Origin of the sequence: Ectothiorhodospira lacustris (assembly GCF_022227785.1) — a bacterium.
GTDB lineage: Bacteria > Pseudomonadota > Gammaproteobacteria > Ectothiorhodospirales > Ectothiorhodospiraceae > Ectothiorhodospira > Ectothiorhodospira lacustris.
The window spans coordinates 1-25,720 of record NZ_JAJNQM010000015.1; the positions used below are offsets into that span (position 1 = coordinate 1).

The window sequence follows — 25,720 nt, forward strand, 5'->3', positions numbered from 1 at the left end:
GAAGGTCATCGCCGAGGGCGTGGAGACCGAGGATCAGGCGGCTTCCTTGAGGCGTTACCACTGCGACGAGTTGCAAGGCTTCCTGATCAGCCGACCGCTGCCGGCAGAACAAGTGCCTGGGTTTCTGCACAAGTGCTGCTCAGAACCATCCAGCGCCCGAAGCTCGTACGGGTAGTAGCCCGCAGCTTCTCGCAAAGGTCGCAGAGGGGCCTCCGCCGGGTTCGCCATCGCGCAGCCGTCTTCCGGACGGCCACCGTGCCGACAAACCCTGCCGGAAAATCTTACACTTTAGCCGGTGATTCGCGCAGATGCCGCTGCAGCTTGGTGATTTCTGAAAGAAAACAGTCAAGGAAATCTTCAAATCCATCTGCTAGGTTAAGTTGAGGGTCAACATTGATCCGAGCTGAGCCCAAGGAGATGTCATCGTGGACAACCTGATCAAGCGCCGTTATCCAGAAGATCCCGATGAAATTCAGCCGCGGCAGACGTTGGACAGCGGGACTCCGTCCATCCGACGAATATCCGGCAGGGCTCCCCTGCGATGGCTTTCGGAGGGATGGAAAGATCTTTGGCGGGCACCGGTGGGATTGGTTCACGGGTTCCTGGTCACCGCCTTCGGGCTGGGGATTCTCTGGCTCACTTGGGGCCACCCATGGCTCACCATGGCGCTGCTATCCGGGTTTCTGCTGGTGGGTCCCGCATTGGCGGTGGGGGTTAACGAACTCGCTCGCCGACTCGAACACGGGGATCGGGATGACCTGGGCATCGGACAAAGCCTCGGAGCCGTACCGGCACTGGGTTCTTCCCTATGGTTGTTCGCGGCACTGCTGGCTGTCATGTTTCTGTTCTGGACCGGCTACATGGCCCTCTGGATCGGCGTGATGAATGTCGGTGCCCTTGGCCGACCGGAGAGCCTGGGAGAATTGCTCGGCACGATGCTGGCCAGTTTCCGGGGCATCATTTCCCTGATCGGGGTCGTGGTGGCCGGTGCCGCTTTGGCCGTCGCCGCCTTCGCGCTTGGTGTGGTCACCGTACCCGCCATGCTGGATCGCCGCGCGGGGACTGTGGATGCCATGGCGATCAGCTTGAAGGCATTTAGCCGTAACCCCGGCCCGATGCTGATTTGGGCGGCACTGATCACCGCGCTGTTCGGCTTGTCCGTGCTGACCGCCCTCGTCGCGCTGATCGTGGTCTTTCCCTGGATCGGTTTCGCCATGTGGCATGGATACCGTGACATGGTGGCCCACGACGACGACTCGATACCTCCCGACGCGCCAAACCCCATCGGGGCGTAGAAAGTAGTCCCTGTGGCCGCGTGAACCTCGGGAAACAGTCTCGGCAGCCCCCCTGTCGTGCGTTGTTTGCAGCGTGGGGGGGAGCGAGCATCGGCTGTCCGGCCGGTTTCCGCCCTGGAGACCGTGGTTTCCTTTTATTCGGGCTTGACGGCCATGCCCACAGTGTATTCCCGCCCCTGCTTGACCTTGTCGTAGTTACCGAAGACTTCCTTGAAGGCCCGCTCGATGAATCGCCGCAACCCGGTGATGGTCACCACGTAGATCCGGCCGCCGGGGTGCATGTGGGCCAGAGCATCGTACAGATACAGGTACAGCATCTCCTTGCCCACCTTGGCCGGCAGGTTGGAGGTCACCAGATGGAAGCGGCGGTCCCCGACGGCGGAAAAACCGTTGCTCAGGAAGGCCTCGGTGTTGGCGATCCCGTTCAGGCGAGCATTCTTTTCCGCGTATTTAACCGCCACGAAGTCCTTGTCCACCAGGCAGGTACGCCCCCGGGGTGCCAGACGGGCCAGGGTCAGCCCGATGGGGCCGTAGCCGCAGCCCAGGTCCAGACAGTCATCGGTCTCGTTCACCTCGATGAAATCCAACAGCAGGCGGGTACCGGCATCGATGCCCCGGGGCGAAAACAGCCCCCAGGTGGTGTGGAAATTCAGGGACTGGCCCCGCAGGGTATCGGCGAAGACGATGTCTTCACGCAGGGACTGGATGTAGGTGTCACGTTCCATGATTCAGTATCCCGGCTCCAGCGCGGCAAACAGGGCTTCGGCATCGGTGATGACCTCTTCCAGATCATCACCCAGCACGCAGAAATGCCCCATCTTGCGACCAGGCCGGGCCTCACTCTTGCCGTACAGATGCAATTTGGTACCGGGATGATCCAATAACTCCGCCCAGCGGGGCTCGCCCTCGGCCCACAAATCCCCCAGCAGATTCACCATCACCACCGGCGACAACAAGCGGGTATCGCCGAAGGGCAGCTCACAGACCGCCCTCACCTGCTGCTCGAACTGGGAGGTGACGCAGGCGTCCAGGGTGTAATGGCCGCTGTTATGGGGCCGGGGCGCGATCTCGTTCACCCGTAGCTCACCGGCCGTGGTGATGAAGAATTCCACCGCCATCACGCCGCAGTAATCCAGGGCTTCGGCCAACTGGGTGGCAGCACGGCGGGCTGCCTGAGCCATGTCGTCGGAGATTCGCGCCGGAACGATGCTCATGTGCAAAATGCCGTGCCGGTGGATGTTCTCGGCCACGGGATAGCACAGGGTTTCCCCCTCGGCACTGCGGGCGAGCACCACGGAGATCTCGCGCTCCAGCGCCAGACGCTGCTCCAGCACGCAGGGCACCTGCCCCAGTTGCTCGAACGCGGCCCTGGCCGTCTCTACCGAATCCACACCGATCTGGCCTTTGCCGTCATAGCCCAAGGCGGCACGCTTGAGGATGGCAGGCCCGCCCACGGCCGTGAAGGCCGGCTCGACCTCATCCGGATCCGTCACCACCCGGAATCGGGCCGTCTCCAGACCACAGGACCGGATCATGCCTTTTTCCCGCGCTCGGTCCTGGGTACTCTCCAGGGCCTCGGCGCTGGGACGGACCGGGATGAACTGGGCCAGAGTGCGCAAGGTGTCCGCCGGGATGTTCTCGAACTCGGTGGTGACGACGGCACAGCGGGTGGCCATTTGTTCCAGGGCCCAGGCATCCCCATAGGCGGCGTGCAGATGCTCGTCGGCCATGCGCCCGGCGGGACTGCCTGTATCCGGATCCAGCACCAGCACCCGGTAGCCCAGGGTGCGGGCGGCCACGGTGAACATGCGGCCCAACTGGCCGCCCCCCAGCATTCCCAGTGTGTTACCCGGCAGGATCATGATGGTTCAGACAGGCTCATGGCCAGCACTGCGTCGCGCTGGCGACGGCGGAACTGGTCCAGTTGATCGGCAAGTGCAGGATCCTGATTGGCCAGCATGGCCACGGCAAACAGGCCCGCGTTGGCGGCACCGGCCTCACCGATGGCGAAGGTGGCAACGGGGATGCCCTTGGGCATCTGCACGATGGACAGCAGCGAATCCTGACCCTTGAGATACCGGGACGGGACAGGGACACCCAGCACCGGCACGATGGTCTTCGCCGCCAGCATGCCCGGCAGATGGGCGGCACCGCCGGCACCGGCGATGATGCAGCGGATACCCCGTTCGACAGCCTGCTCGGCATACTCGAACAAAAGGTCCGGAGTGCGGTGGGCCGAAACCACGCGAGCCTCGAAAGGCACGCCGAAGTCTTCCAGTTGTGCGGCGGCGTGCTGCATCACGGGCCAGTCGCTCTGACTGCCCATGACCACGCCTACGAGAGGGGATTGATTTTTCATCGGCGAAGCTTAAGTGAAGCGGCCATGGGGGACAAGTTCACAGGGTGTGAAAGCCCCTGTCTATAGTAGAATGACCGATTGTTCAGCCATTTTTCGGTAGCCTGCCATGACCGCCGCCCTCTTCGAAAGCCAGATCAAGAGCCTGCCCCTGATCCACCGGGGCAAGGTGCGGGATATCTACGCCGTGGATGAGCGGCACATGCTCATCGTCACCACTGACCGGCTCTCCGCGTTCGATGTGATCCTGCCCACCCCCATCCCGGGCAAGGGCCGGGTGCTGACGCAGATCTCCCAGTTCTGGTTCGAGCGTCTGGCCCATGTGGTGCCCAACCAGCTCTGCGACCTGACCCTGGCCGACGTGATCCCCGATCCGGTGGAGCGGGCACCGCTGGAAGGTCGCAGCATCGTGGTCAAGCGCCTCAAGGCCCTGCCGGTGGAAGCCGTGGTGCGGGGCTATCTGATCGGCTCCGGCTGGAAGAGCTACCAGGTGGACGGCAACGTCTGCGGCATCGCCCTGCCCCCGGGCCTGCGCATGGCCGATCGTCTGCCGGAACCCATCTACACCCCCTCCACCAAGGCCGCCGTGGGCGAACACGACGAGAACGTGGACTTTACCCACACCGAGCGCACGCTGGGTCCGGCGGTGGCGGCCCAGGTCAGGGACACCGCGCTGCGTCTGTACAATGAGGCGGCAGTCTATGCCCTGGAGCGGGGCATCATCATCGCCGACACCAAGTTCGAGTTCGGTCTGGATGAGCACGGGGTGCTGCACCTGATCGACGAGGCGCTGACCCCCGATTCCTCCCGCTTCTGGCCGGCGGACACCTATGCCCCCGGGATGAGCCCACCCTCCTTCGACAAGCAATATCTGCGGGACTATCTGGAAACCCTGGACTGGGACAAGACCGACCCCGGCCCCGAACTGCCCGAAGACGTGGCGGCCCAGGTGGCGGGCAGATACCGGGAGGCCCTGGAACGGCTCACCGGCAGCACCCTGGACTGATGCCCGCATCTGCCTGCCCGGGCCTGTTCATCACGGGTACCGACACCGGCATCGGCAAGACCGTGGTGGGATGCGCCCTGGTTCGCGCCCTGGTGCGACAGGGCCGGCAAGTGGTCGTCCGCAAGCCGGTTGAATCCGGCTGTGAGCGGCACGAGGGGGGGCTGTGGCCCGCGGACGGCGCACGCCTGATGGAAGCAGCGGGGAGCCGGGGACTGGCACGAATCACGCCACACAGGTTCGAACACGCCCTGGCACCGGACCGGGCGGCCCGGCTGGCAGACCGCCCTCTGTACCTGGCGGATCTGATCGGGGCCTGTCACGCCCCGGACACGGAGAGGGGTTTTGTGGTGGTAGAAGGTGCCGGGGGCTTTTACTCCCCTCTGGCCGAAGACGGGCTCAATGCCGACCTGGCGCAAGCCTTGGGGCTGCCCATCGTGCTGGTGGCCCCGGATCGGGTCGGGGTCATCAATCATGTGCTTTTGATCGCCGAGGCCATCCGGCATCGGAACCTGTCACTGGCGGCGGTGGTTCTCAATCACTGCGAAGCACCCGCACCCGACGGCATGGACAATGGGGCCGACATCGCCGGACGTCTGCCGATTCCCGTCATGCGGTTTCCGCAGGAATCGGATCCATGGTCCGAAACGGTCGCCGACCAGATCGTGCAACACATCAGCCCCGGGATTCACAGGGACTGAACAGCACCTCCAGACGCCGCCCCAGCACCCGGTAGATCTCCAGAGAGGCCTTTTCCTGCAGACAGCGGGCGAACCGAGGCACCCAGCCGCACAGATGCCCCCACAGGTCCTGCCAGCCATAGGGAGAGTTGGGCAAATCCTGCTCCAGATACCAGGCCGCATAGATAAGCTGCATGGCCAGAGAATCCGGCGCCCGTCCCTGCAGCGCGATGCCAGCCTGTCGGTACAGAACCAGCAGGTTGTGAGCCCCGCCCGCCAGCACCTGCGCAGACCAAGCCGACTCCCGGGCCGGGCACTCCCCATCGGAAAACAGTCGCTGATATTCATGACGGAGCACCGGCAGTCCCAACATCCGAAGTTCCGGCAGGGCCGGCTTGAGCCAGCCCCAGCTGTCTGCCATTTCCTCCATGGCCTCCAGTGTATCCATGGTCGGAGGTGACAGCAGCCCGCTCAGAATGCAGAGCTCATCAACATCAAGCTGTTCTCCTGGCAAGGGATTTTCCATAACCGCCCCGATTGATATGCCCCCAAGTCGCAACTTCATCATCTCATCATCTTCACAGAATGGACTATGACCCCGGCGATGCACCCAAGAAACGGAAAAGCCTCTCTAAGTTGAGCCGAATCAATTAAAAACCTCGACCTCGCAACAGGGTCGGGGGGGGAAGGGAACTCAAGGCAGCGGCCCCCAGGATTCCACGTAGGCATTTCCCAGACCCTGAATTGCCCTAATACGACGATTTCGCTCCAGTTCCCAGGCATCGGGGGGATACTGGTTGTTCCAGGCGTAATAACGACGCTCATCCCAGCGACTCAAGCGAAAACCGTAGGTGTCCCGCATATAGAGCATGGTGCGGGCGATACTGCCCTTGGTCGCGTCAGGGGGCTCGGCGAGACGCAGCCAGCGGCTGATGCGAATCTCGCAATCGCCGTAGCGATCCCCGAACCAGAACACCCGCCCCCAGCCATAGTTGGACCGGCGTCCGTTGATGTAGCCGACGCTGGGGTAAAGATTGTGCAGATCGTTGTGAGCCGCCACAAAAGCAGGATCGACCCGCTGACAGCATTCACGCCCCGACAGGGTCCGTCCCGAAGCAGAGCGGCAAGCCTCATAACGCTCCGGCTCCTGCCAGCAGCGTCGGAACTGACCGAACCAAGAGGCGGGAAAGACATGCTCGGCCTCGATCCTGAGGGCGCGAGACTCGGTCACCAGGGACTCCAGACCGCAGCTATTCAGGTCCGTCCTCAGATCGCTGTCATAGCGACACCCGCAGTAAAACGTATAAGCCTGATCCTGATACACGCGCTCGTAGAGCGTCCTGCGGGCCAGACTCCAGTTCGCGGCCGTCACGGGCAGCACTTCCGCCGGCAACGGCTCATAGCGGTAACGCCAGGCTTCCGGCAGCAGGGGCTCCACACTATTGCGGGTCTGCTGGATACCCTGACGAAGCTCGGGCGGCAGAAGATTCAGCGCCCAATGGGGCATCTGGAATACACCCAGCACGGAGACACAGGCCATGACCGCCCCCAGCAACCATAACCGGGAACGGCGCAGGACAGGACGGGAAACGGCGGATTTTCTCTGAGGCGTATTGCGGCGGGCCATGAATCAGGTCGCGGCGAGGGCCAAAAACGGCGCACACACGGAATACCGATGCCGACCAGGGGCAGCCTCGGCAAAAGGCTGCCCGTGATCCTTGCGGGGATCATGCCGCAGCCGCATTTCGTGCAGCCCGGATGCCCGTGGTGACGGCCGCAACAGCGGCCGTGGCAGCAGGTTATTTGGCGGCGGCGGCCTGCTCGATACCCTCGAGCAGTTGAGCATCCAGCTCGGGCAATGCAGGCGCTTCTTCGCCGACAGCGCCCTTGGCCTGCTCCAGCAACTGCTCGGAGACCTTGCGCAACTCCCGATACTGTTCCACCAGCTTGGCACCACTCTCCAGGGAGGCCTGCAGGACGCCAAGCTTTTCATCCAGTTCACGCTTTTCCTTGCGCAAAGCGGAGAGCTGGGTTTCCAGCTGCTTGCGGGCCGTGGCCTCGTCATGCTTCTGCTTCTTGAGCTGCCGCAGCTTCTTCATGACGTTTTCAGGGGTATCGGCCAAGGCCTTGTTGATGGTCTTGAGGGCCTTGTCCTTTTCGGCCAGCAGCTCCTTGATGGACTTCATTTCCTTGGTGTGAGCCACACGCTCGGCCGCCATGTCCTGCTCACCGCTCTGCAGCCGGGCAAGGGCCTCGTTGCGGGCGGCATCCGCCAGGATCTGGGCCTTCTCGCTGGCCTTGACCTTCTTTTCCATGGCATCAATGGCTTGCCTGGCCTGCTCGTTGGCCTGTTTGATCTTTACATCCGCTTCGTTGCCTCTCTGGATGGCAACGTCAAGAGCGGACTTGAGTTCTTCGGTACTGCACTCAGGGTCCAGACCCAGGGCATCTGTGGCGCCCTTCATCAACATCTGCTTGCTGACGGCAAGTTCTTTCCAGACCTTCAACTGCAGTTCTGCTTCAGCTTGATTCACATATAACTCCTGCACGGAAATTTCAGATTGGAGGGGTAGAGATTTTGGGCGCGCATTCTACATGAGTTGGGGAACAAATGCTGCACCCAAATGTCAAGCGCCCGCGAAAGACATCGCGGGCACGGGTGATCACAGAGCCGCGGACGTGGAATTGCAGCGCCCGGAGAAACGGCTCAGTCGACCCGGTAAACGCCCCGCCGAGGCGAATCCAGGCGCCCCTGCTTCTTGAGGTAACCGAGCGTCTGGCTGATGTTCTTCACATTCAGGCCTGCCGCAGCAGCCCGCTCCCGAATCTCTCCGATGGACATCTCGGGCTCCGAGGCCACAATCTCACAAATCACCTGGCTGGGACCAGCATCATCCCCGCCACGGGAAGCACGGGTCTTGGAAACCTTGCCGCCCAGCTTGCCGATCTCTCGATCCAGGGCCGCCAGCTCCTTGCGATGCCGGCGCACCAGTTCCCGACGCTGTTCGCGCAGGGCCTGACGCTGTTCACGCACCGCCTCTTCCTTGGCTGCGACCTCCTGCTCTTCCCGCTTCTTTGCCAGGGCGTAGAGTTCCTGGGCCGACATTTCCAGAGGGTTCTTGATTATTTCAGTCATTCATATCTCCCGAAGACTTGCACAGCGAGCTCTCAGCAAAGGTGCCTGGCTCATTTTTACTTAATTAGCAAACAAAACATTCCGCCATGGATGATTACTTGCAAGGGAATTTCCGCCCCCCTTGCCGTCACCCCCGCGGAGACGCGTGCCCAGGATTGTCAGTCTGTCCGCCACTGGATTCCCACCTTCACGGGAATGACTTGTTCGGAACATGCCAAGAGTCATTGCCGTATCAGAGCAATGCCGCACAGCAGCATTGCCGAACCGGGGACAGAGCAAGCTCAACCAGCCGCCCATAGTCCGGACACAAGAAAAATCACACCGCTCATATCACGCCGCGATTATGACATAAGATAGACAAGATTTTCACATCACACGGTGAAATCTTTCATAGCACCGAGACCCCACGCGCACTAGAGCAACATGCTTAATTATTAATCCGGCAACCATACAGGCAGCTTGTCGAAGGGATCTGCTTATGAGCGGACCTCGACGGACTCGGCCCAAACGGCATGTGCTTACCGGACTAATAACTCCGGGTCCGACACACACTTATAAGCTTCAAACAAAAACGCCGCGCCTGCAGGCAACAGGCCGGCACACTTCCCCATGTCCTCCCGGATCAGACAACGCCACGCCCTCTGGCGGAAGAATCGTCAAAATACTTTAAAGGCAAAGACTTGCCAAAACCCTGTCCGTTGCAGCCCCCCCCCCCGGCCAGGACTGCGATGACACGCCCCGCATCAGCGAAGAGACAGGCAACGGCCACTTGAGCATTGCCGACTCTGCTGGACTACGGCTCAACCAGCGCAGGACTGCTCTGCGGCACGGGCAATTCAGCCAAGACACCGAAGACGACCGACCCGAAAAGCCTGAATGAGCACTCACCAAAACATTCGCAACACACCCAATACCGACAAAGCCTTATGATTTAGATGCAAGTCAATCAGCCCGATCAGAACCGGTAACACCGGGTTTAATCCGCACGCCATCCCCATCAGGACATGAGGCCGGAGACGCCTCATGAGACAGGAGAATCTCACCCACATCACCCGCATCAACACAGGCACGTCAGTGATTGATCGCACTACAAGGGACTCGGCGTTACCGATGAACCGACACCGGCGCAGCAACCGGCGATACTTCCTCATTCCCGGGATTCTTCCACGTCGAGGGAAAAGGCCGAATCGAGGGGCAGACTGCTGTCAGCGATGAAAAGCACGGCGGCTTCCCCTATAATGATCCGTCCAGTCTGAGGAGCGCTGCAACGGACCATCCGGTTCGCCAGGCTCAGACACCTCCTAAAACGGCGCTCGCTGTATCCGCGATAGCGGTCGGCGAGTGACGTGATTTCCCCCGACCGCTTCGCACCCTCGCCCCAACGCTTTTTGAGGAGTGTGTTGAATGAATGCTGTCGTAAACACCAAGAATCAGGATTTCTTCGTCAAGGACATGTCCCTGGCCGACTTCGGTCGTAAGGAAATCGCCATCGCCGAAACCGAAATGCCCGGCCTGATGGCTACCCGGGAGGAATTCGCCAAGTCCCAGCCGCTCAAGGGCGCCCGCATTGCCGGCAGCCTGCACATGACCATCCAGACGGCGGTGCTGATCGAGACCCTCAAGGCCCTGGGCGCCGATGTGCGCTGGGCCTCCTGCAACATCTTCTCCACCCAGGATCACGCCGCCGCCGCCATCGCCGCCACCGGCACCCCCGTGTTCGCCTTCAAGGGCGAGAACCTGGAAGAATACTGGGACTTCTGCCACCGGATCTTCGAATGGTCCGACGGCGGCACCCCCAACATGATCCTGGATGACGGCGGTGACGCCACCCTGCTGATCCACCTGGGTGCCCGCGCCGAACAGGACCTGTCCGTGGTGGACAACCCCACCAACGAGGAGGAGCAGGTGCTGTTCGCCCAGATCAAGGAACGGGTCAAGCAGCAGCCCGGCTGGTACTCCAACATCCTGAAGAACATCAAGGGCGTGACCGAGGAGACCACTACCGGCGTGCATCGCCTCTACCAGATGGCCAAAGAAGGCGCCCTGCCCTTCCCCGCCATCAACGTCAACGACTCGGTCACCAAGTCCAAGTTCGACAACCTCTACGGTTGCCGCGAATCCCTGGTGGACGCCATCAAGCGCGCCACCGACGTGATGATCGCCGGCAAGACCGCCGTGGTCTGCGGCTACGGTGACGTGGGCAAGGGTTCCGCCCAGTCCCTGCGCGCCCTGTCCGCCGAGGTGTGGATCACCGAGATCGATCCCATCTGCGCCCTGCAGGCGGCAATGGAAGGCTACCGGGTGGTCACCATGGATGAGGCCTGCGACAAGGCCGACATCTTCGTCACCGCCACCGGCAACCTGAACGTCATCACCGCCGAGCACATGTCCCGCATGCGCAACCAGGCCATCGTCTGCAACATCGGCCATTTCGATTCCGAGATCGACGTGGCCGGCCTGCGCAAGTATCAGTGGGAAAACATCAAGCCGCAGGTGGATCACGTGATCTTCCCCGACGGCCATCGCATCATCCTGCTGGCCGAAGGCCGCCTGGTGAACCTGGGGTGCGGCACCGGCCACCCCAGCTTCGTCATGTCCAACTCCTTCACCAACCAGGTGATGGCCCAGATCGAGCTGTGGCAGCACGGCGACAAGTACCAGAACGACGTCTACGTGTTACCCAAGCACCTGGACGAGAAGGTGGCCTCCCTGCATCTGCAGAAGATCGGCGCCCAGCTGACCCGCCTCACCGAACAGCAGGCCAAGTATCTGGGCCTGTCGGTGGACGGGCCGTTCAAGCCGGAACATTACCGGTACTGATCGGACGGGGTTCCCCGCCCCGACCCCTCTCCCCACGGGGAGAGGGGCTTTCACCGTCCATCCGACCCTTCTTCCCGCAGTCCTTGCGAGGAGTGTGCATGAAATCCCAACTTCGACACGAACGCACGTTCAGCTTCGAGTTCTTTCCACCCAAGAACGAGGAGGGCGCGGAAAAACTGCGCAAGACCTGGACCCGGCTGGCCAAGCTGGAGCCGCGCTTTTTCTCCGTCACCTACGGCGCCGGCGGCTCCACCCAGGCACGCACCCTGGATACGGTGCTGGACATTCATAAACACTCGGGCATCGCCGCCGCCCCCCACCTGTCCTGCATCGATTCCACCGCGGAACAGATGCGGGCCATCCTCAAGACCTACATGGACAACGGCCTGCGCCATATCGTCGCCCTACGCGGGGACCTGCCCTCCGGCATGCGCGAACCCGGTGAGTTCCGCTATGCCAACGAACTGGTGGCGTTCATCCGCCGGGAGACCGGCGATCACTTCACCCTGGAAGTGGCCGCCTACCCCGAATTCCATCCCCAGGCCCCCAGCGCCTTCAAAGACCTGGAGAACTTCAAGCGCAAGGTGGAAGCCGGTGCCGACTCGGCAATCACACAGTACTTCTACTCGGCGGATGCCTATTTCCGCTTCGTCGATGATTGCGAGCGCATGGGCATCAACATCCCCATCGTGCCGGGCATCATGCCCATCACCAACTACAAGCAGCTGGCCCGCTTCTCCGACGCCTGCGGCGCCGAGATCCCCCGCTGGGTCCGCAAGCGCCTGGAGGCCTACGGAGACGACCTGGACGCCATCCGGGCCTTTGGTGAAGAGGTGGTGAGCCGCATGTGCGACCAACTCCTGCATGAAGGCTCGCCGGGACTGCATTTCTACACCATGAACCAGGCCGGCCCCGTCTCGGCCATCTGGAAGAACCTGGGCCTGACGCCTCAGCCCGAGTGAGCTGAAGCCGTCGGCGGACCTGCCCCTCCCCTTCGGGGAAGAGGGGCAAGACTGCTATCATCCGACCATGAGAATCCCCCGCTGCTACCTGGATCAGCCCCTGGCCGTCGGCCGGGAAATTTCCCTGGATGAACGGGCGCATCGCCATGTGGTTCAGGTCCTGCGCCTGCGTACCGGCGCGCCGCTGATCCTTTTCAACGGTGAAGGTGGTGAATACACGGCCACGCTGACCCAGGCCGAGCGGCGGACCTCGGCGGTGCGCATTGAGACCCATGCCTCCCGGGAGACCCGCCCCGTCCTACCCATCACCCTGGCACAGGGCATCGCCAAGGGGGATCGGATGGATTACAGCCTGCAAAAAGCCACGGAACTGGGGGTATCACGGATCCAGCCGGTGATCACCCGCCGCACCGTGGGCGGCGATGACGATCGACGCCTGGACAAGCGCATGGCCCACTGGCGGGGGGTGATCATCAGCGCCTGTGAACAGTGCGGACGCAACGACATTCCCGAGCTGCTGCCGCCTGCCCCCCTGGCGGGGTGGCTGGGGGGCTACCGGGCCGGCCTGGATGCAAACAGGCACGGCGGCCTGGGCCTGGTGCTGGACCCACGGGCCACCCACGGCCTCACCGACATCGGCGACGAACCGGCGTCGGTCATCCTGCTGATCGGTCCCGAAGGCGGCCTGGACGAGAACGAGATCGGCCAAGCCATCCATGAGGGCATGACACCGGTCCGGTTGGGTCCGCGAGTACTGCGCACCGAGACCGCCGGCGTGGCGGCACTGGCGGTGATCCAGGCCCTTTGGGGCGACCTGGGACACTGATCTTCAGAGCACCTGAAGCACGTCCTGGAGCATGTGCTCGATACCCTCAAAGGCGGGAATCATGCACAGCACCCCGCTGGCCCTGACCCGGGCCGCCACCGCCGTCGGGTCATCCTCGCGCCGGGGCAGACTCTGGATGTCCGCCGGGGTCAGCTTCACCGGGTGGGGAATGCCCCGCACCTGCAATGCGTAGTAATCCAGCCCGGGCAGGCGTTCCACCCCGTGCATGACCACAAAGCGGTTGATACGGGTCTGACGCTCCCTGGGTACACCCAGCAGGGTATCCAGGGAAACGATGGGCACCTGAGATTGACGCCATTCAAACACCCCGCGCAGCCACGAAGGCGCCCCGGCCACTTCACGCACCACCTGCTGGGTCACCACCTCCACCACGGCGGACTGAGGCAGCACCAAATTCTGCTCCTGAAGGGAAATGATGAAGGCATGGACGCTATCGTTATTGACCATGTCGGTCATGCCTCCCCCCCGGCGCCGTGGCGCCCACCCAGGACCTCGCGAATCTGCATCAGCAAATCCATCTCCTGATAAGGCTTGCCCAGATAACGGTTGACACCGATCTCCATGGCCCGCTGCCGATGCTTGTCGCCGGTACGGGAGGTGATCATGATGATGGGCATGCGGCGCAGGCGGGCGTCATTGCGGATATGGGTGGCCAGTTCAAAGCCATCCATGCGCGGCATCTCGATATCCAGCAACATCAGGTCCGGCACCTGCTCCTGCAGCTGGGCCACCGCATCCACGCCATCCCTTGCGGTCAGGACCTGGTAGCCCTGGCGCTCCAGGGCACGGGCGGTGACCTTACGGATGGTAATGGAATCATCCACCACCATGACGGTGACCCGCTGCCGCTCGGGCGCCGGTTCAGCCTGAGCACCGTGATAAGCCAGGCGCACACCGGCGCCGGCACGTACCAGGGCCGGGATATCCAGGATCATCACCACCCGCCCATCCCCCAGGATGGTGGCGCCGGCAATCCCCTTCACCCGGGAAACCTGAGGCCCCACCGGCTTGATCACCACCTCGCGGCTGCCCATCAGGGCATCCACATGCAGCGCGATGCGATGATCGCCCGAACGCACCAGCAGGACCGGAAACATGGCATCCGGGGACTGCAGGAGAGGACGGGACACCTTCAGCAGACTACCCAGGTACTTCACCTCGTAGGTGTTGCCCGCATACTCGTAGGTGGGATCAGCAGAGGCGTGGAAATCCGCCAGATCACGGCCCTGCATACGCAGGATGCCCTCAATACTGGACAGGGGAACGGCAAAGACCTCATCGCCGGTCTGTACCAGCAGGGCCTGACTGATGGCCAGGGTAAAAGGCAGACGGATGGTGAAGCAGGTTCCCCTGCCCCGGGTACTGTCAATGGCCAGTACGCCACCGAGCTGCTTGATCTCGCTGTTGACCACGTCCATGCCGACACCGCGCCCGGAGATCTGGCTCACATGGGTGGCGGTGGAGAACCCCGACTCCAGGATGAACTGCATCAGGCCCTGCTCGGTGAGCAGGGCCGGGTCACCGGACAGCCCCTGCCGTGCCACCTTCGCACGCACGGCCTCCAGGTCCACACCGGCACCATCGTCGGAGACTTCCAGCACCACTTCCGAACCTTCGCGACGCATGCGCAGGCGTACCTGGCCGGTCTCGTCCTTACCCTGGGCACGGCGCCCGGGAGGCGCCTCGATCCCATGGGAGATGGCATTGCGAAGCATGTGCTCCATGGGGGCCATCATGCGTTCCAGTACCGAGCGGTCCAGCTCGCTGCCCTCGCCCTCCACCTCCAGCTCGACCCGCTTGCCCAGCTCCGCGGCGGTCTGCCGGACGATCCGTCGCAACCGGGGCACGATGGTGGCGAACTGCACCATGCGGGTGTGCATGAGCCCTTCCTGAAGATCAGTGGACACCCGGGTCTGCTGCAACAGCAGGGTCTCCGTATCCCTCACCTGGTCCGTTAGCAGACCCTGGATACTGGACAGGTCGCTGACGCTTTCAGCCAGGGCCCGGGACAGCTGCTGAATATTGGAATAGCGATCCAGTTCCAGGGGATCGAAATCCTGCTGCCACCTGGCCTCCCCCTGTTCCTGCTCATGCCGGAACAGGATCTGGGCCTCGGTTTCCATTTCCAGTTTGCGCAACTGCTCACGCAGACGCTGGATGGTCTGTTCCAGCTCACTCAGGTTGAAACCGAAGCTTGTGATCTGCTGCTCCATGCGGGCATGGTAGATGTTGACCTCGCCCGCGTAGTTCACCAGGTTGTCCAGCACATCGGCACGGACACGGACCACTTCGTGTCCGGCGGTGCCGCCGCGGGTCGGCTGGGGCACAGGCCGAGGCGGCTCGGCTTCCACGCGCAGAGGAATCACCGGCTCGGCGGGGCGTTCCAGCACCGGCCTGCGGCGAATCTCCGTGTCGGCTTCGGGCACCACCGCCTCCGGCGATGCGACCTGTTCGCCCACCGCGGTGCTCTCCCCCCCCTCGATGAAGGCTTGCAAACGCGCCACCAACCGGGGCACGGCCTCCACCGGGCCACCCTGCCGGGCCTGTTCCACCATGGTATTGAGCTGGTCCAGGGCTTGCCGGGCCACCTCGATCATGGGCGCTTCCGGTGCCCGCCCCCCCTCGGTCAGGGCGATCATGAGACTTTCCAGGGCGTGACTCAGATCCCCGATAGGGGTCATGCCCGCCATGCGCGCCCCTCCCTTGAGGGTATGGAGTTGACGCTGAAAGGCCTGAACCGGCTCCGGATCACCCAGGGACTCCGACCAGAGATCCAGTGAGGCATCGGCGGCATGAAGGATATCCACGGCCTCTTCCAGGAACAGCTCCACCAACTCCGGATCCGGCTCATCCGCGGACAGCCCCGACTCCGGTACTTCGGCGTATTCGCTCTCATCCGACGACGGGGCCTGCGCCACTTCGGCGGCTTCGATTTCCCGTGCCCGACGCAAGGCATCCTGATGCGTCTGTTCCTGCTCATGGAGCTGCCGGAAACGTGCCTCCAGCGCCTCTGCAACGGGCAGTGAGGCATCCCCCCCCTCCAGGGCATCCAGAACCGCGGACACATGCACCGTCACCGCACGCAAATCCGGCAACACCTCCACGGGAACCGGGGTATCCGCTTCCGCACGCAGACTCAGATAGCGCTCGCAGATGCCGCAGACCGAGGAGATCTCGGGGACCTCCGCAGTGCGGGCACTGCCATTGAGGGTATGCATCGCCCGCAGCAGTTCGGGGTTGATGACAAGGCCCACAGCCCCCGGCGGTACTTCATTGAGTAAGGTTTCCAGGGTCTGAAGATGCTGGCGGGTTTCCGCAGCGAAAATGGACAGCAGGACCGGATCCATGCGCGGCACGGGTTCAGGCGGCTCAGGCATCGACGGTTCGACAGCCGGCACTTCCGGCTCAGGCGCCACCGGGGGCATGTCGACGGCGGGATTGCCCTGAGCCTGCAGTCGCTGTATCAGGGACTGCACCCGGGACATGGGGAAGGGCTCACCCCGTATCTGGGCCACCAGATGAGGCAACATTTCACTGGCGGCCTCCAGCAGGGCCGGCACGTCCTGACCCGGAACAATCTGCCCATCAATCAGTCGATTGAGCAGGTTTTCGTTGGCCCAGGCAAATTCACCCAGCAAGTGCGCCCCGACCAGGCGACCACTGCCCTTGATGGTATGGAACGATCGGCGGATCGTGAGCAGGGCTTCCTCATTGCCCGGGTCGGCCCGCCAGCGCGGCAGATACTCACCGATCCGGGCCACCTCCTCGTCGGCCTCCTCCAGAAACACCTCGAGGATATCCGGGTCCGCATCATCGGCCAGCACGGCCGGCCCGGAAACGAGCTGATCGCTCTCGGTCAGCGGCGCGGCAAGGGGTTCCTCCCCCGGTGCCTCAAGGTCGTCGAATTCCGGGACTCGCTGCGGGATCACCAAGGTGCGATCCCCTTCCGGGACATCCTCCCCGGATTCGGGCATGGCCGCCGGCGTCTCTTCGTCAGCCGTTTCCGGCGCCGGCCGGACGAAATCCTCCGGCAGTTCCAGCTGCAAGGTCCGATCCTGATCGCCCTCGACAAACTCCGCCGCCGAATCGAGTCCGGACAACGGCTCCCACTGAATATCCTCGGGCAGTTCCGGCAACGGTTCCAGCTCGGGCGGATCATCCAGCGGCAACGCATCCAGGGACAACCGCGCTTCAACATCATCCACGCCCCCGAGCCTTGCCAGCGCGGCACGGCCGCGCGCCAGCAGGTCATCGACACTGCCATGGCCGCTGTCACGCGCCTCCAGGGCGCATTCCAGGGCGGTCAGGACATCGGCGAGCAAGGTTTCCTCAGCCGCCTGCAGGGGGCGGGAATCATCAATACAACGAGACAGGATAACGTCCCGCAAACCCTGCAAAAGGGCCACCTCGCCATCCAGGGACAACCAGGCCAGGGCCCCTGACAGACCATCCAGAATGCCGGGCGCCTCCTCCATGGCAGCGGTGTTTCCGGGCTCATGCACGAAGGTATCGACGGCATCCTTGACGCGGGCAAGATCGGCCAATGCCTCGCCCATGAGGGAGGACATGAGGGCACGGGACTCCGTCGGCGACAGAGCCCCCAGTGTGCCGGGCAGACCATCATTCGCGCCATCGTCTCCCGGACCTTCCACCGAAGAACGGATCGCCGCTTCCATGTTCAGCATGTCGGCGGCGACCTGCATCAGGACCGCCTCATCCGGAGCAATATCCCCGGTCATGATGGATTCAAGGATGTCCGCCTCACGCAGTGCGATCTCGCGGGGGGCCGTCATGCCCACCATGGCCAGGGTGTCCGCCATGTTGCGCAGCCTGCCCACCAGGGGCTGCAATGCCTCCGGTCGCCGGCCACCGGTATGCATGAACACGTCGAGGCTGTCCTTGACGTCCGCCAGATCTTCGCGGATGGCGCTGGATACCGTCAGCATGAGTTCCTGATTGGGTCCGCTGAGGCCTTCCTGGGCAGCGCGCAGCTCCGCCTCGTCAGGCAACAGTTCCCTGAGACGGTAGGCCTCCTGCACTGCAGTGACCAAGGGTCCCGGGGAAGTGGCCCGTCCTGCGTAATAGAGGAGGTTGCGCAACAGCTCGTCGGGAATCTGTGCCGCCATGGTGGATTCGTCGTTCTCGATCAGAAAACGTATCTGACGATCCACCTGGCCCAGCAACTGCTTGATGGTGGCCCCCGGCTCCAGTCCGCCGGCGCGGAGCGCCTCACTGACCGCACCCACCACCCAGAAAAAGCGCTGCACCTCGGCCCGGCGAGCGCAACGACGCAACCCGCCCACCGCCTTGTCGATACGCTGCGCCCCGGCTTCGACCTGTGCCCCCCTGAGCAGGCTGACCAGACCCAGCTGATACTGATGCCGGTAGACACGGGCCAGGGTCTGGATGTCCACACCCTCCTCGGAAGGCAGGAGAGGATCTTCCAGAGGCCTGGCGCTGATCGTGGCCAGATCAGGGAAAAAGAAGACGGTGTCGCTCAGCAGCGATGCCTTGCGAACGGTGCGAAGATCATTGAGCAAAGGCAGCAGGACCAGCGGGACATCCCGATGGCCGGCACGCAGATGCTCCAGATAGTCCGGCAGCTGCAGGAAGGCCCGTATCAGGGTTTCAAGGGCCTCTTCCCGCCCGGTCACCTCACCGGACAGCAACGCCCCGGTGAGCGCGGACATCTCCCGCGCCAGCATGGCGGCGCCGTGGAGATCCAGCATCTGCAGGGTGCCCTCCCCCTGATCGAGCAACCTGCGGGCCTCTTCCAGCTTTTCCGTCCGGCCGGTATCTTCAATGAATGCCTCAAGGGCAGCCCGGGCTTCCGTCAGCAGGGCGTCCAGCTCCTTCTTGACCCAGCGCAGTGCAGTAAATTGTTGGCTGTCTACAGTCATGGTCCACCCTGTGCCCATGATCATGGGCCTATGCCGCTCCAGACCCCACTTTAAGACTGTCTGGACGCGGCGGTATCCGTCGGCTCAAGCACCACCGTTTCCAGCTGTTCCGACTGCGGCAGCTTGAAACCGGAGACCGATTTACGCAGCTCCGAGGCCAGATTGGCCAGATTACCGATGGACACCGCCGTCTCGTTGGTGCCGTCGGAGGTCTGCATGGTGATCTCCTGGATGACCGTCATGGTATTGGAGATGTTCTGTGCTGCCTCGGCCTGTTGGCGGGCGGCCTTGGAGATGGTGGCGATCAGCTCTGCGAGCTGATGGGACACCCCTTCGATTTCGGCCAGGGCATCGCCGGCATCAAAGGCCAGCTTGGCGCCGCTGACGACGTTGGCGGTGGAATGCTCCATGGAGATGACCGCCTCGTTGGTATCAGCCTGGATGGTCTTGACCAGGGCTTCGATCTGTCTGGAGGCGTTGGAGGATCGCTCGGCGAGTCGCTGGACCTCGTCCGCCACCACCGCAAAACCGCGCCCCGCTTCGCCGGCGGAAGAGGCCTGGATGGCGGCATTGAGGGCCAGGATATTGGTCTGGTCGGCAATATCCGTGATCAGACTCACGATATCCCCGATCTCCTGGGAGGACTCGCCCAGGCGTTTGATTCGCTTGGAAGTCTCCTGGATCTGCTCGCGAATGGTATCCATGCCGTCGATGGTCTTGCGCACGGTCAGGGCGCCCTTGGAGGCGATGTCCACCGACTTCTTAGCGACATCGGCGGAGGATTCCGCGGAACGGGAAACCTGTTCGATGGAATCGGCCATATCGGTAACCGCACTGGAGGCGGAGGCGATCTCACGGGCCTGGAGGTTGGAGGCGTCCGCCAGGCGCAGGGCGGTGGCCTGGGTCTTGATGGCGGAAGTGGAAACCTGCATGGCGGTCTGATTGATCGTGGTTACCAGGCTGCGCAAGGCATCGATGGCATAGTTGACCGAATCGGCAATGGCACCGGTAATGTCCTCGGTCACGGTGGCATGGACTGTGAGATCCCCTTCCGCCAGGTTGGTCATCTCATCCAGCAGACGCAGGATGGCCCGCTGGTTACGCCGGTTCTGTTCCGTGGTTACCGCCAGACGACGCTGGGCATCCTGGTAGAACAGGTAGGCCAACAGGCCCAACACCATCACGCTGGCCAAGGCGAACAGGTAGCCGGCATAGATCCAGAGGCTACCGCTCCTGGCCCGCTGATCCAGATCCTGCTGCAGCGTTGCAGCCGCACTGAGCAGACCGGCGGACTGGTCCTGGATGCGCCGGGAGGCCTCGGCCACCTGCGCCAGCCGGGCAGTCTGGGCCAGCAGGGCCTCTATATCGGGCCGCGCCCCGCTGAAGACGGTGGCGATCTCCTGCAGCAACGCCGACACGTCGGCCGAAAGACCGGCCCCGGCCTGCAACCGGCCAAGCCCCGTCTGGAAATCGGCGGCATCCCGCTCCAGGCGGCCGGCAGCCCCAGCCAGGTCGTCCCCGGCAAGTATCCGCGCCAGATCCCGCTCCATGCGCTGCGTCAGCATGGCCTGGCGAGAAGCCAGATAGACCAGACGGGAATCAACCCCGGATTCCGCCAGCCGATCAGCCAGGGTATCGGCCCGTAGCTGCAGCCGGGGCAGCGCCTGCTCCAGGCCGGCGGCATGGGTGGCGACGGTGGCAATGACGGTCTCGTTATCCACTAGGACGGTGATGTGGCGTCGATAAGCGCTCCAGATGGATTCGGCGCCGTGCAACGAATCGGCAACGGCGGCCGGTATGGGCGGCAACCCTCGGCCGGCATCACCTTCACGCAGGTGATTCATGCCCAGATCCAGGCGATCCCGCAACCGGCGCAGTTCCGCAAAGACTGCCGACTGACCCGCCACGGCATCCCGCGACAGGGCCGCCAGTCGCTGAGACATCAGTCGCTGCTCGGAAGCCAGGGCGGCATGCTCGCGGCTGTTACCCACCTGCCCCGCATGGAGCACGAAAGCCATCACGGTCAGCAGCATCAGGACGACCAGCAGGCCGGCAAGCAACAGCATCCCCCGACTGATGCCCAGCCGGCCTGTTGCGTCACTTGAAGACGATCTCATCAGCTTGATTCCTCGACCCATTGCGCCCTTGAAGACGGCTCAACACCCTGCATGTACCCGCGGCTCACGCGGAGATATTCATGAAATCCGGATCATCCACCAGCTTCCAGGGACTGAATACGGCCAGATGCTCGGCACCTCGTCGGCAGGCCCCCGCCAGATACGGCCTGAACGGTTCGTCCACCGGCGGTAGCTCTTCCGTACGCTCCTGCTTCCAGTAGTGTTTCATCCCCATCACGGCCTCCACCATGAGACCGGCGTAGACCCCCTGGTGACTCATCACCAGCAGGCGGTGCCGCCGCGCCTCGCCGGCGAGATTCCCGCCGAACAGGAAACCATGCAAGTCCATCATGGGTAGCAGATTGCCGCGCATGTTGGCGATGCCCAGGGCCCAGTGCTTGACCCCCGGCACACGGGTAAACGGGGGCGGGGTCACGATTTCCGCCACCTGATCCATCGGGGCCAGCAATGACCGGCCATGTAATTGGAACAGGACCCCTTTCCATGCCCCGCGAAGCTCATCCTGGATCGGAAACTGCCCGCCCAGGGAACGCCCCTTGCGCTCCACTTCCAGCAGGTAGGAAAACGGGTCTTCCATTGCGTTCGTGGTCACGACAGCCCCCCTCAGGACAGGATCTCCTTGAGAATCCTGATCAGATCCTTTTCGCGCACCGGCTTCACGATGTAGTCGCGGGCGCCCTGCCGCATGGCCCAGACCTTGTCGGTTTCCTGGTCCTTGGTGGTCACCATGATGACGGGAATGCCGGCGGTGAGCGGGTCCTGGGAAAGCTGGCGGGTCGCCTGAAATCCATTCAGCCCCGGCATGACCACATCCATCAGTATCAGATCGGGCTTGACCTCACGGGCCCGGGACATGCCTTCCTCGCCGGATGAGGCCGTGACCACCGTATAGCCATGCTTTTCCAGCATGGAGCTGATCACATGAAGCTCGGTGGGGGAGTCATCGACCACCAGGATACGCGCCATGACAACGTCTCCGAATTGATTCCTGCCCCGGATCGAATCCTGAGGGGCCTGTGCATGCATGACAGGTGTCCACCGGGCGCCTTCCCGGCCGCCACAGGCGCGACACCATGAACCGTTACTGTTTCCGGACGTGCTGGCGAATGGCCCCCAGCAGATCATCCCGGGTGAAGGGCTTGGTCAGATACTGCTCCGAACCCACGATCCTGCCCCGGGCCTTGTCGAAGATGCTGTCCTTGCTGGACAGCATGATCACGGGAGTCTGCCGAAATACCCGGTTGTGCTTGATCAGCGCGCAGGTCTGATAGCCATCCAGGCGAGGCATCATGATATCCACGAAAATGATGTCCGGCTTATGCTCGGCAATCTTGGCCAGGGCCTCAAAACCGTCCGTGGCGGTCACCACCTCACAGCCGTGTTTCTTCAGCAGTGTCTCGGCAGTGCGACGGATGGTCTTGCTGTCGTCGATCACCATGACCTTGAGACCGGAGAGATCCTCTTGGCCGACATTGTCATCCTGGGTGTATTCGTTCACACCGCCCCCGATACATCATTGTTTGCAGACAGGGCCTTGAATTTACTCCATGGTCTGGAGGGTATCAAACAAAACTGCCGGCATGGTTTCACAACACGGGGTGGTGAGAAATCTTTGTCAGTCATTTATCTTGTGCGCATGTCGAACAAATTGCATCCACTCTTCCCCAGATCGTACGAGGTTGCCCGATGAACGGCGCTCCGACCCGCCTGGGTGTGGTCATGGACCCCATCCAGACCATCCAGGTCAAGAAGGACTCCACCCTGGCCATGCTGCTGGCTGCCCAGGGACGCGGCTGGCAGCTTCACTACATGGAGCAGCAGGACCTGTGGATGACGGCCGGCCGGGTCCATGCCGCCTCCCGTCGCCTGACGGTACGGGACGACCCCGATCACTGGTTCGAACTGGGCCGGCCGGAAGAACATCCCCTGGCGGCGCTGGATGTGGTGCTGATGCGCAAGGACCCCCCGTTCGACATGGAATACGTCTACAGCACCTACCTGCTGGAACTGGCAGCCGCCGAGGGCTGCCTGGTGGTGAATCGCCCCGACAGTCTGAGGGATGCCAACGAAAAGCTCTATACCGCCTGGTTTCCCCGGTGCTGCCCGCCCAGTCTGGTGACCCGCAGTCCGACCCGCATCCGCCAGTTCATGGCCCAACAGGGGGAGATCGTGGTCAAACCCCTGGACGGCATGGGAGGAGCATCGGTATTCCGTCTGGTCCCGGGCGACACCAACACCGGCGTGATCCTGGAAACCGTCACCGATCACGGGCGTCGCAGCGTCATGGCGCAACGCTTCCTGCCCGAGTACCGCCAGGGCGACAAGCGCATCCTGCTGGTGGACGGCGAGCCCGTCCCCTATGCCCTGGCCCGCATCCCGGCGGAAGGCGAGGGGCGTGCCAACCTGGCCGCCGGCGGCCGTGGCGAAGGGGTCCCGCTCACTGAACGGGACCGCTGGATCTGCAGTCAGGTGGGGCCGACCCTCAAGGAAAAGGGATTGATCTTCGTCGGTCTGGACGTGATCGGTGACTACCTCACCGAAATCAATGTCACCAGCCCCACCTGCATCCGGGAACTGGATGCCCGGTTCGGGCTGGATATCGGTGGACAGCTGATGGATGCCATCGCCCGCTACCTGGGAGCCCGTCCATGACCCGCTACCAAAGCAAGATGTCGCCGGGCATGCGCTTCGCCCAGGCACTGGCAGCCTTGAGCCTGGTCCTGCTGCTCGGTGCCTGCGAGCGACCGGAGATCCACCGGGATCGTTTCATCGCCTTCGGCACCCTGGTGGAACTCAATGTCTACACTGCGGACCGGGAACTGGCCGCCCGGGCCTCCGAGTCGGTGCGGACCGACCTGGAGTACATGCATCGGGCCTGGCACGCCTGGGAACCCGGCCCCATGGGTCGGACCAATGAACTGCTGGCTACCGGTCTGCCCTTCTCCGCCAACCCCTCCGTGCTGCCCCTGATCCTGGATGCCCGGCGCCTGTCCGAGGCCAGCGAGGGCCTGTTCAATCCAGCCATGGGCGCCCTGTTCGCCCTCTGGGGCTTTCAGTCGGACGAACCCCGGGGGCCGCCCCCGGACCCGGAACAGATCCGGACCATCCTGGAGCAGGCCCCGAGCATGGCCGATATCGAGATCGACGGCATCCGCATGCGCAGCCGTAACCCGGCGGTACGGCTGGACCTGGGCGCCTACGCCAAGGGCTACGGTATTCATCAGGCCATGGAGCACCTGCGTGAGATGGGCGTGGAAAACGCCATCCTCAATGCCGGCGGCGACCTGCGGGCCATCGGCCGCCCGGGCAACCGCCCCTGGCGCATCGGTGTTCGCGCCCCGGACGGACAGGGCGTCCAGGCCGCCATCGAGACCCGCGGCGATGAGGCGATCTTCACCTCAGGGGATTACGAACGCTATTACCTTCATGAAGGGAAGCGCTATCACCATATCCTGGACCCCCGCAGCGGACAGCCTGCCCGCGGCACCCATTCCGTGACCGTCATCCATCACAATGCCGCCGAGGCCGATGTGGCCAGCACCGCCCTGTTCATCGCCGGCCCCGGGGACTGGCCCGGGATCGCGGCTCGACTGGGGGTCGACAAGGTGATGCTGATCGATGACGACGGCATTGCCCACCTGACCCCCGCCATGGAAAAACGGGTGAAATTCGAAGGCACACCGCCGGAGATACGCATCACCCCCCTGCCATGATGACCCGTGCCGACGCCTTCGTGATCCTGCTCGCCACCCTGCTGGTGGTGGGCAGCTATGCCTGGCTGTGGACACCGTCCACCCCTGCCACCCAGGTGCGGGTCGTGGCCGGTGACCGTGAGATCGCCCGCCTGCCCCTGGATCAGCCCCGGCAACTGGAAGTCTCCGGACCTGCCGGCATCACCGTAGTGGAGATCCGCGATGGCGCAGCCCGCTGCGCCGCTTCACCCGGCTCCCAAGGTATCTGCCAGCAGGCCGGCTGGCTGCGCCGGGCGGGCGACATGGCTGTGAGCCTGCCCAACCGGGTCATCATCGAGGTGCTGGGAGACGAGTGGGCGTTCGACAGCGTGAATTATTGATGCAGCTGCCGACCACCCGCGAAGACCATCGCATTGCCTGGTTGGCCGCCCTGGCCATCGCCGTGCATATCCTGGAGGCCGCGATTCCAAGCCCCCTGCCCGGCGTCAAGCCGGGGCTGGCCAACGTCATCACGGTACTGGTGCTGATGCTGTTCGGCTGGCGCATGGCGGTGTGGGTCACCCTGCTGCGGGTGCTGGCGGGCAGCTTGGTCATCGGCACCTTCCTCAGCCCCACCTTCCTGCTCAGTGCCGCCGGTGCCGGCTGCAGTCTGGCCGTGCTGGGCTTGGCCCACCGACTGGCAGGCACCCGGCTGAGCCCCCTGGGCCTGTGCGTCCTGGCGGCCCTGGCCCACATGACGGGCCAATTCCTGCTGGCCTGGTGGCTGTTCATTCCCCACCCGGCCCTGCTCAAGCTGCTGCCGGTCCTGCTGAGCTTTTCCCTGGTGTTCGGGCTGGTGAGCGGTACAATAGCCGCCATGATGTACCAGCAGGTGTCCCGACCCTCGTGAAC

The 25,720-nt window shown here is 63.3% G+C and carries 24 protein-coding genes and 1 riboswitch; of the genes, 11 read left to right on the forward strand and 13 right to left on the reverse strand.

Going from position 1 to position 25,720, the window contains the following annotated elements; translation table 11 throughout:
* Positions 1-7 precede the first annotated feature (7 nt).
* Both LQ952_RS04640 and LQ952_RS04645 read left to right on the forward strand, forming a co-directional pair.
* Positions 8-175: a hypothetical protein gene (locus tag LQ952_RS04640; RefSeq protein WP_347402048.1), complete on the forward strand. Its 168-nt coding sequence runs from the start codon at positions 8-10 to the stop codon at positions 173-175.
* A 250-nt stretch (positions 176-425) separates the two neighbouring features.
* Positions 426-1,295 (forward strand): DUF2189 domain-containing protein, encoded by an 870-nt coding sequence (locus tag LQ952_RS04645; protein WP_238621494.1) that lies wholly within the window; start codon positions 426-428, stop codon positions 1,293-1,295.
* A 134-nt stretch (positions 1,296-1,429) separates the two neighbouring features.
* On the opposite strand, the gene LQ952_RS04650 is transcribed toward LQ952_RS04645, so the two are convergent.
* The 3 genes from LQ952_RS04650 to purE are packed head-to-tail and all read right to left on the reverse strand — an operon-like array spanning position 1,430 to position 3,654.
* Positions 1,430-2,020 (reverse strand): class I SAM-dependent methyltransferase, encoded by a 591-nt coding sequence (locus tag LQ952_RS04650; protein WP_238621495.1) that lies wholly within the window; start codon positions 2,018-2,020, stop codon positions 1,430-1,432.
* A gap of 3 nt (positions 2,021-2,023) precedes the next feature.
* Positions 2,024-3,157, reverse strand: a complete 1,134-nt coding sequence (locus tag LQ952_RS04655; RefSeq protein WP_238621496.1) for a 5-(carboxyamino)imidazole ribonucleotide synthase — start codon at positions 3,155-3,157, stop codon at positions 2,024-2,026.
* Positions 3,154-3,654, reverse strand: coding sequence for a 5-(carboxyamino)imidazole ribonucleotide mutase (purE, locus tag LQ952_RS04660; RefSeq protein ID WP_238621497.1), 501 nt, complete (start codon positions 3,652-3,654; stop codon positions 3,154-3,156). Before purE ends, LQ952_RS04655 begins: the two co-directional genes overlap by 4 nt.
* 106 nt (positions 3,655-3,760) lie before the next feature.
* Between purE and LQ952_RS04665 the strand changes: the two genes are divergently transcribed.
* Both LQ952_RS04665 and bioD read left to right on the forward strand, forming a co-directional pair.
* Positions 3,761-4,657: a phosphoribosylaminoimidazolesuccinocarboxamide synthase gene (locus LQ952_RS04665; RefSeq protein ID WP_238621498.1), complete on the forward strand. Its 897-nt coding sequence runs from the start codon at positions 3,761-3,763 to the stop codon at positions 4,655-4,657.
* On the forward strand, positions 4,657-5,355 hold the full coding sequence (gene bioD / locus LQ952_RS04670; protein WP_238621499.1) for a dethiobiotin synthase: 699 nt from the start codon (positions 4,657-4,659) through the stop codon (positions 5,353-5,355). Before LQ952_RS04665 ends, bioD begins: the two co-directional genes overlap by 1 nt.
* On the opposite strand, the gene LQ952_RS04675 is transcribed toward bioD, so the two are convergent.
* From LQ952_RS04675 to LQ952_RS04690, 4 genes are all read right to left on the reverse strand, one after another.
* A complete protein-coding gene (locus tag LQ952_RS04675) occupies positions 5,330-5,848 on the reverse strand; it encodes a molecular chaperone TorD family protein (RefSeq protein ID WP_238621500.1) in 519 nt (172 codons plus the stop codon). The genes bioD and LQ952_RS04675 overlap by 26 nt on opposite strands.
* 180 nt (positions 5,849-6,028) lie before the next feature.
* A complete protein-coding gene (locus LQ952_RS04680) occupies positions 6,029-6,961 on the reverse strand; it encodes an endonuclease (RefSeq protein WP_238621501.1) in 933 nt (310 codons plus the stop codon).
* 172 nt (positions 6,962-7,133) lie between these two features.
* Positions 7,134-7,868, reverse strand: coding sequence for a hypothetical protein (locus tag LQ952_RS04685; RefSeq protein ID WP_238621502.1), 735 nt, complete (start codon positions 7,866-7,868; stop codon positions 7,134-7,136).
* A 173-nt stretch (positions 7,869-8,041) separates the two neighbouring features.
* On the reverse strand, positions 8,042-8,470 hold the full coding sequence (locus LQ952_RS04690; protein ID WP_238621503.1) for a hypothetical protein: 429 nt from the start codon (positions 8,468-8,470) through the stop codon (positions 8,042-8,044).
* Positions 8,471-9,718: 1,248 nt separating this feature from the next.
* A riboswitch (S-adenosyl-L-homocysteine riboswitch) is annotated at positions 9,719-9,792 on the forward strand.
* An 82-nt stretch (positions 9,793-9,874) separates the two neighbouring features.
* Between LQ952_RS04690 and ahcY the strand changes: the two genes are divergently transcribed.
* The 3 genes from ahcY (at position 9,875) to LQ952_RS04705 (ending at position 13,078) form a co-directional block, all read left to right on the forward strand.
* On the forward strand, positions 9,875-11,290 hold the full coding sequence (gene ahcY, locus LQ952_RS04695) for an adenosylhomocysteinase (protein ID WP_238621504.1): 1,416 nt from the start codon (positions 9,875-9,877) through the stop codon (positions 11,288-11,290).
* A gap of 98 nt (positions 11,291-11,388) precedes the next feature.
* Positions 11,389-12,252: a methylenetetrahydrofolate reductase [NAD(P)H] gene (gene metF, locus LQ952_RS04700; RefSeq protein WP_238621505.1), complete on the forward strand. Its 864-nt coding sequence runs from the start codon at positions 11,389-11,391 to the stop codon at positions 12,250-12,252.
* A 67-nt stretch (positions 12,253-12,319) separates the two neighbouring features.
* Complete coding sequence (locus tag LQ952_RS04705; protein WP_238621506.1) at positions 12,320-13,078, forward strand: 16S rRNA (uracil(1498)-N(3))-methyltransferase; 759 nt, start codon at positions 12,320-12,322, stop codon at positions 13,076-13,078.
* Positions 13,079-13,081: 3 nt separating this feature from the next.
* Here LQ952_RS04705 and LQ952_RS04710 read toward each other — a convergent pair whose 3' ends face one another.
* The 6 genes from LQ952_RS04710 to LQ952_RS04735 all read right to left on the reverse strand — a co-directional run bounded on the left by LQ952_RS04710 (position 13,082) and on the right by LQ952_RS04735 (position 22,575).
* The gene (locus LQ952_RS04710) at positions 13,082-13,555 is read right to left on the reverse strand and encodes a chemotaxis protein CheW (protein WP_238621507.1); all 474 of its coding nucleotides are present in this window, start codon (positions 13,553-13,555) and stop codon (positions 13,082-13,084) included.
* Complete coding sequence (locus LQ952_RS04715; protein ID WP_238621508.1) at positions 13,552-18,999, reverse strand: hybrid sensor histidine kinase/response regulator; 5,448 nt, start codon at positions 18,997-18,999, stop codon at positions 13,552-13,554. The genes LQ952_RS04710 and LQ952_RS04715 overlap by 4 nt, the downstream gene beginning before the upstream one ends.
* A gap of 50 nt (positions 19,000-19,049) precedes the next feature.
* Entirely contained in the window at positions 19,050-21,116 is a 2,067-nt protein-coding gene (locus tag LQ952_RS04720; RefSeq protein ID WP_238621509.1) for a methyl-accepting chemotaxis protein, read from the reverse strand.
* A gap of 64 nt (positions 21,117-21,180) precedes the next feature.
* On the reverse strand, positions 21,181-21,729 hold the full coding sequence (locus LQ952_RS04725; RefSeq protein ID WP_238621510.1) for a chemotaxis protein CheW: 549 nt from the start codon (positions 21,727-21,729) through the stop codon (positions 21,181-21,183).
* An 11-nt stretch (positions 21,730-21,740) separates the two neighbouring features.
* Positions 21,741-22,103 carry a response regulator gene (locus LQ952_RS04730; protein WP_238621511.1) on the reverse strand — a complete coding sequence of 121 codons (363 nt, stop codon included), beginning with the start codon at positions 22,101-22,103 and terminating at the stop codon, positions 21,741-21,743.
* 115 nt (positions 22,104-22,218) lie between these two features.
* The gene (locus LQ952_RS04735) at positions 22,219-22,575 is read right to left on the reverse strand and encodes a response regulator (protein ID WP_050814207.1); all 357 of its coding nucleotides are present in this window, start codon (positions 22,573-22,575) and stop codon (positions 22,219-22,221) included.
* Positions 22,576-22,823: 248 nt separating this feature from the next.
* On the opposite strand from LQ952_RS04735, the gene gshB reads away from it, so the two are divergent.
* From gshB to LQ952_RS04755, 4 genes are read left to right on the forward strand one after another with little or no spacing between them, the layout of a single operon-like run.
* Complete coding sequence (gene gshB, locus LQ952_RS04740; protein ID WP_238621512.1) at positions 22,824-23,789, forward strand: glutathione synthase; 966 nt, start codon at positions 22,824-22,826, stop codon at positions 23,787-23,789.
* Positions 23,786-24,850: an FAD:protein FMN transferase gene (locus tag LQ952_RS04745; protein ID WP_430733419.1), complete on the forward strand. Its 1,065-nt coding sequence runs from the start codon at positions 23,786-23,788 to the stop codon at positions 24,848-24,850. The genes gshB and LQ952_RS04745 overlap by 4 nt, the downstream gene beginning before the upstream one ends.
* Positions 24,847-25,209 carry a NusG domain II-containing protein gene (locus tag LQ952_RS04750; RefSeq protein ID WP_238621513.1) on the forward strand — a complete coding sequence of 121 codons (363 nt, stop codon included), beginning with the start codon at positions 24,847-24,849 and terminating at the stop codon, positions 25,207-25,209. Before LQ952_RS04745 ends, LQ952_RS04750 begins: the two co-directional genes overlap by 4 nt.
* The gene (locus tag LQ952_RS04755; protein WP_238621514.1) at positions 25,209-25,718 is read left to right on the forward strand and encodes a Gx transporter family protein; all 510 of its coding nucleotides are present in this window, start codon (positions 25,209-25,211) and stop codon (positions 25,716-25,718) included. The genes LQ952_RS04750 and LQ952_RS04755 overlap by 1 nt, the downstream gene beginning before the upstream one ends.
* Positions 25,719-25,720 lie beyond the last annotated feature (2 nt).

Excerpts from the sequence above, each read along its gene's own strand:
- LQ952_RS04745 (WP_430733419.1), top strand. The coding sequence starts at position 23,786 with ATGACCCGCTACCAAAGCAAGATGTCGCCGGGCATGCGCTTCGCCCAG.
- ahcY (WP_238621504.1), top strand. The coding sequence starts at position 9,875 with ATGAATGCTGTCGTAAACACCAAGAATCAGGATTTCTTCGTCAAGGAC.
- metF (WP_238621505.1), top strand. The coding sequence starts at position 11,389 with ATGAAATCCCAACTTCGACACGAACGCACGTTCAGCTTCGAGTTCTTT.
- LQ952_RS04665 (WP_238621498.1), top strand. The coding sequence starts at position 3,761 with ATGACCGCCGCCCTCTTCGAAAGCCAGATCAAGAGCCTGCCCCTGATC.
- LQ952_RS04720 (WP_238621509.1), bottom strand. The coding sequence starts at position 21,116 with ATGAGATCGTCTTCAAGTGACGCAACAGGCCGGCTGGGCATCAGTCGG.
- LQ952_RS04750 (WP_238621513.1), top strand. The coding sequence starts at position 24,847 with ATGATGACCCGTGCCGACGCCTTCGTGATCCTGCTCGCCACCCTGCTG.
- LQ952_RS04690 (WP_238621503.1), bottom strand. The coding sequence starts at position 8,470 with ATGACTGAAATAATCAAGAACCCTCTGGAAATGTCGGCCCAGGAACTC.
- LQ952_RS04655 (WP_238621496.1), bottom strand. The coding sequence starts at position 3,157 with ATGATCCTGCCGGGTAACACACTGGGAATGCTGGGGGGCGGCCAGTTG.
- bioD (WP_238621499.1), top strand. The coding sequence starts at position 4,657 with ATGCCCGCATCTGCCTGCCCGGGCCTGTTCATCACGGGTACCGACACC.
- LQ952_RS04710 (WP_238621507.1), bottom strand. The coding sequence starts at position 13,555 with ATGACCGACATGGTCAATAACGATAGCGTCCATGCCTTCATCATTTCC.
- LQ952_RS04705 (WP_238621506.1), top strand. The coding sequence starts at position 12,320 with ATGAGAATCCCCCGCTGCTACCTGGATCAGCCCCTGGCCGTCGGCCGG.
- LQ952_RS04680 (WP_238621501.1), bottom strand. The coding sequence starts at position 6,961 with ATGGCCCGCCGCAATACGCCTCAGAGAAAATCCGCCGTTTCCCGTCCT.
- LQ952_RS04715 (WP_238621508.1), bottom strand. The coding sequence starts at position 18,999 with ATGACTGTAGACAGCCAACAATTTACTGCACTGCGCTGGGTCAAGAAG.
- gshB (WP_238621512.1), top strand. The coding sequence starts at position 22,824 with ATGAACGGCGCTCCGACCCGCCTGGGTGTGGTCATGGACCCCATCCAG.
- purE (WP_238621497.1), bottom strand. The coding sequence starts at position 3,654 with ATGAAAAATCAATCCCCTCTCGTAGGCGTGGTCATGGGCAGTCAGAGC.
- LQ952_RS04730 (WP_238621511.1), bottom strand. The coding sequence starts at position 22,103 with ATGGCGCGTATCCTGGTGGTCGATGACTCCCCCACCGAGCTTCATGTG.
- LQ952_RS04650 (WP_238621495.1), bottom strand. The coding sequence starts at position 2,020 with ATGGAACGTGACACCTACATCCAGTCCCTGCGTGAAGACATCGTCTTC.
- LQ952_RS04755 (WP_238621514.1), top strand. The coding sequence starts at position 25,209 with ATGCAGCTGCCGACCACCCGCGAAGACCATCGCATTGCCTGGTTGGCC.
- LQ952_RS04735 (WP_050814207.1), bottom strand. The coding sequence starts at position 22,575 with ATGGTGATCGACGACAGCAAGACCATCCGTCGCACTGCCGAGACACTG.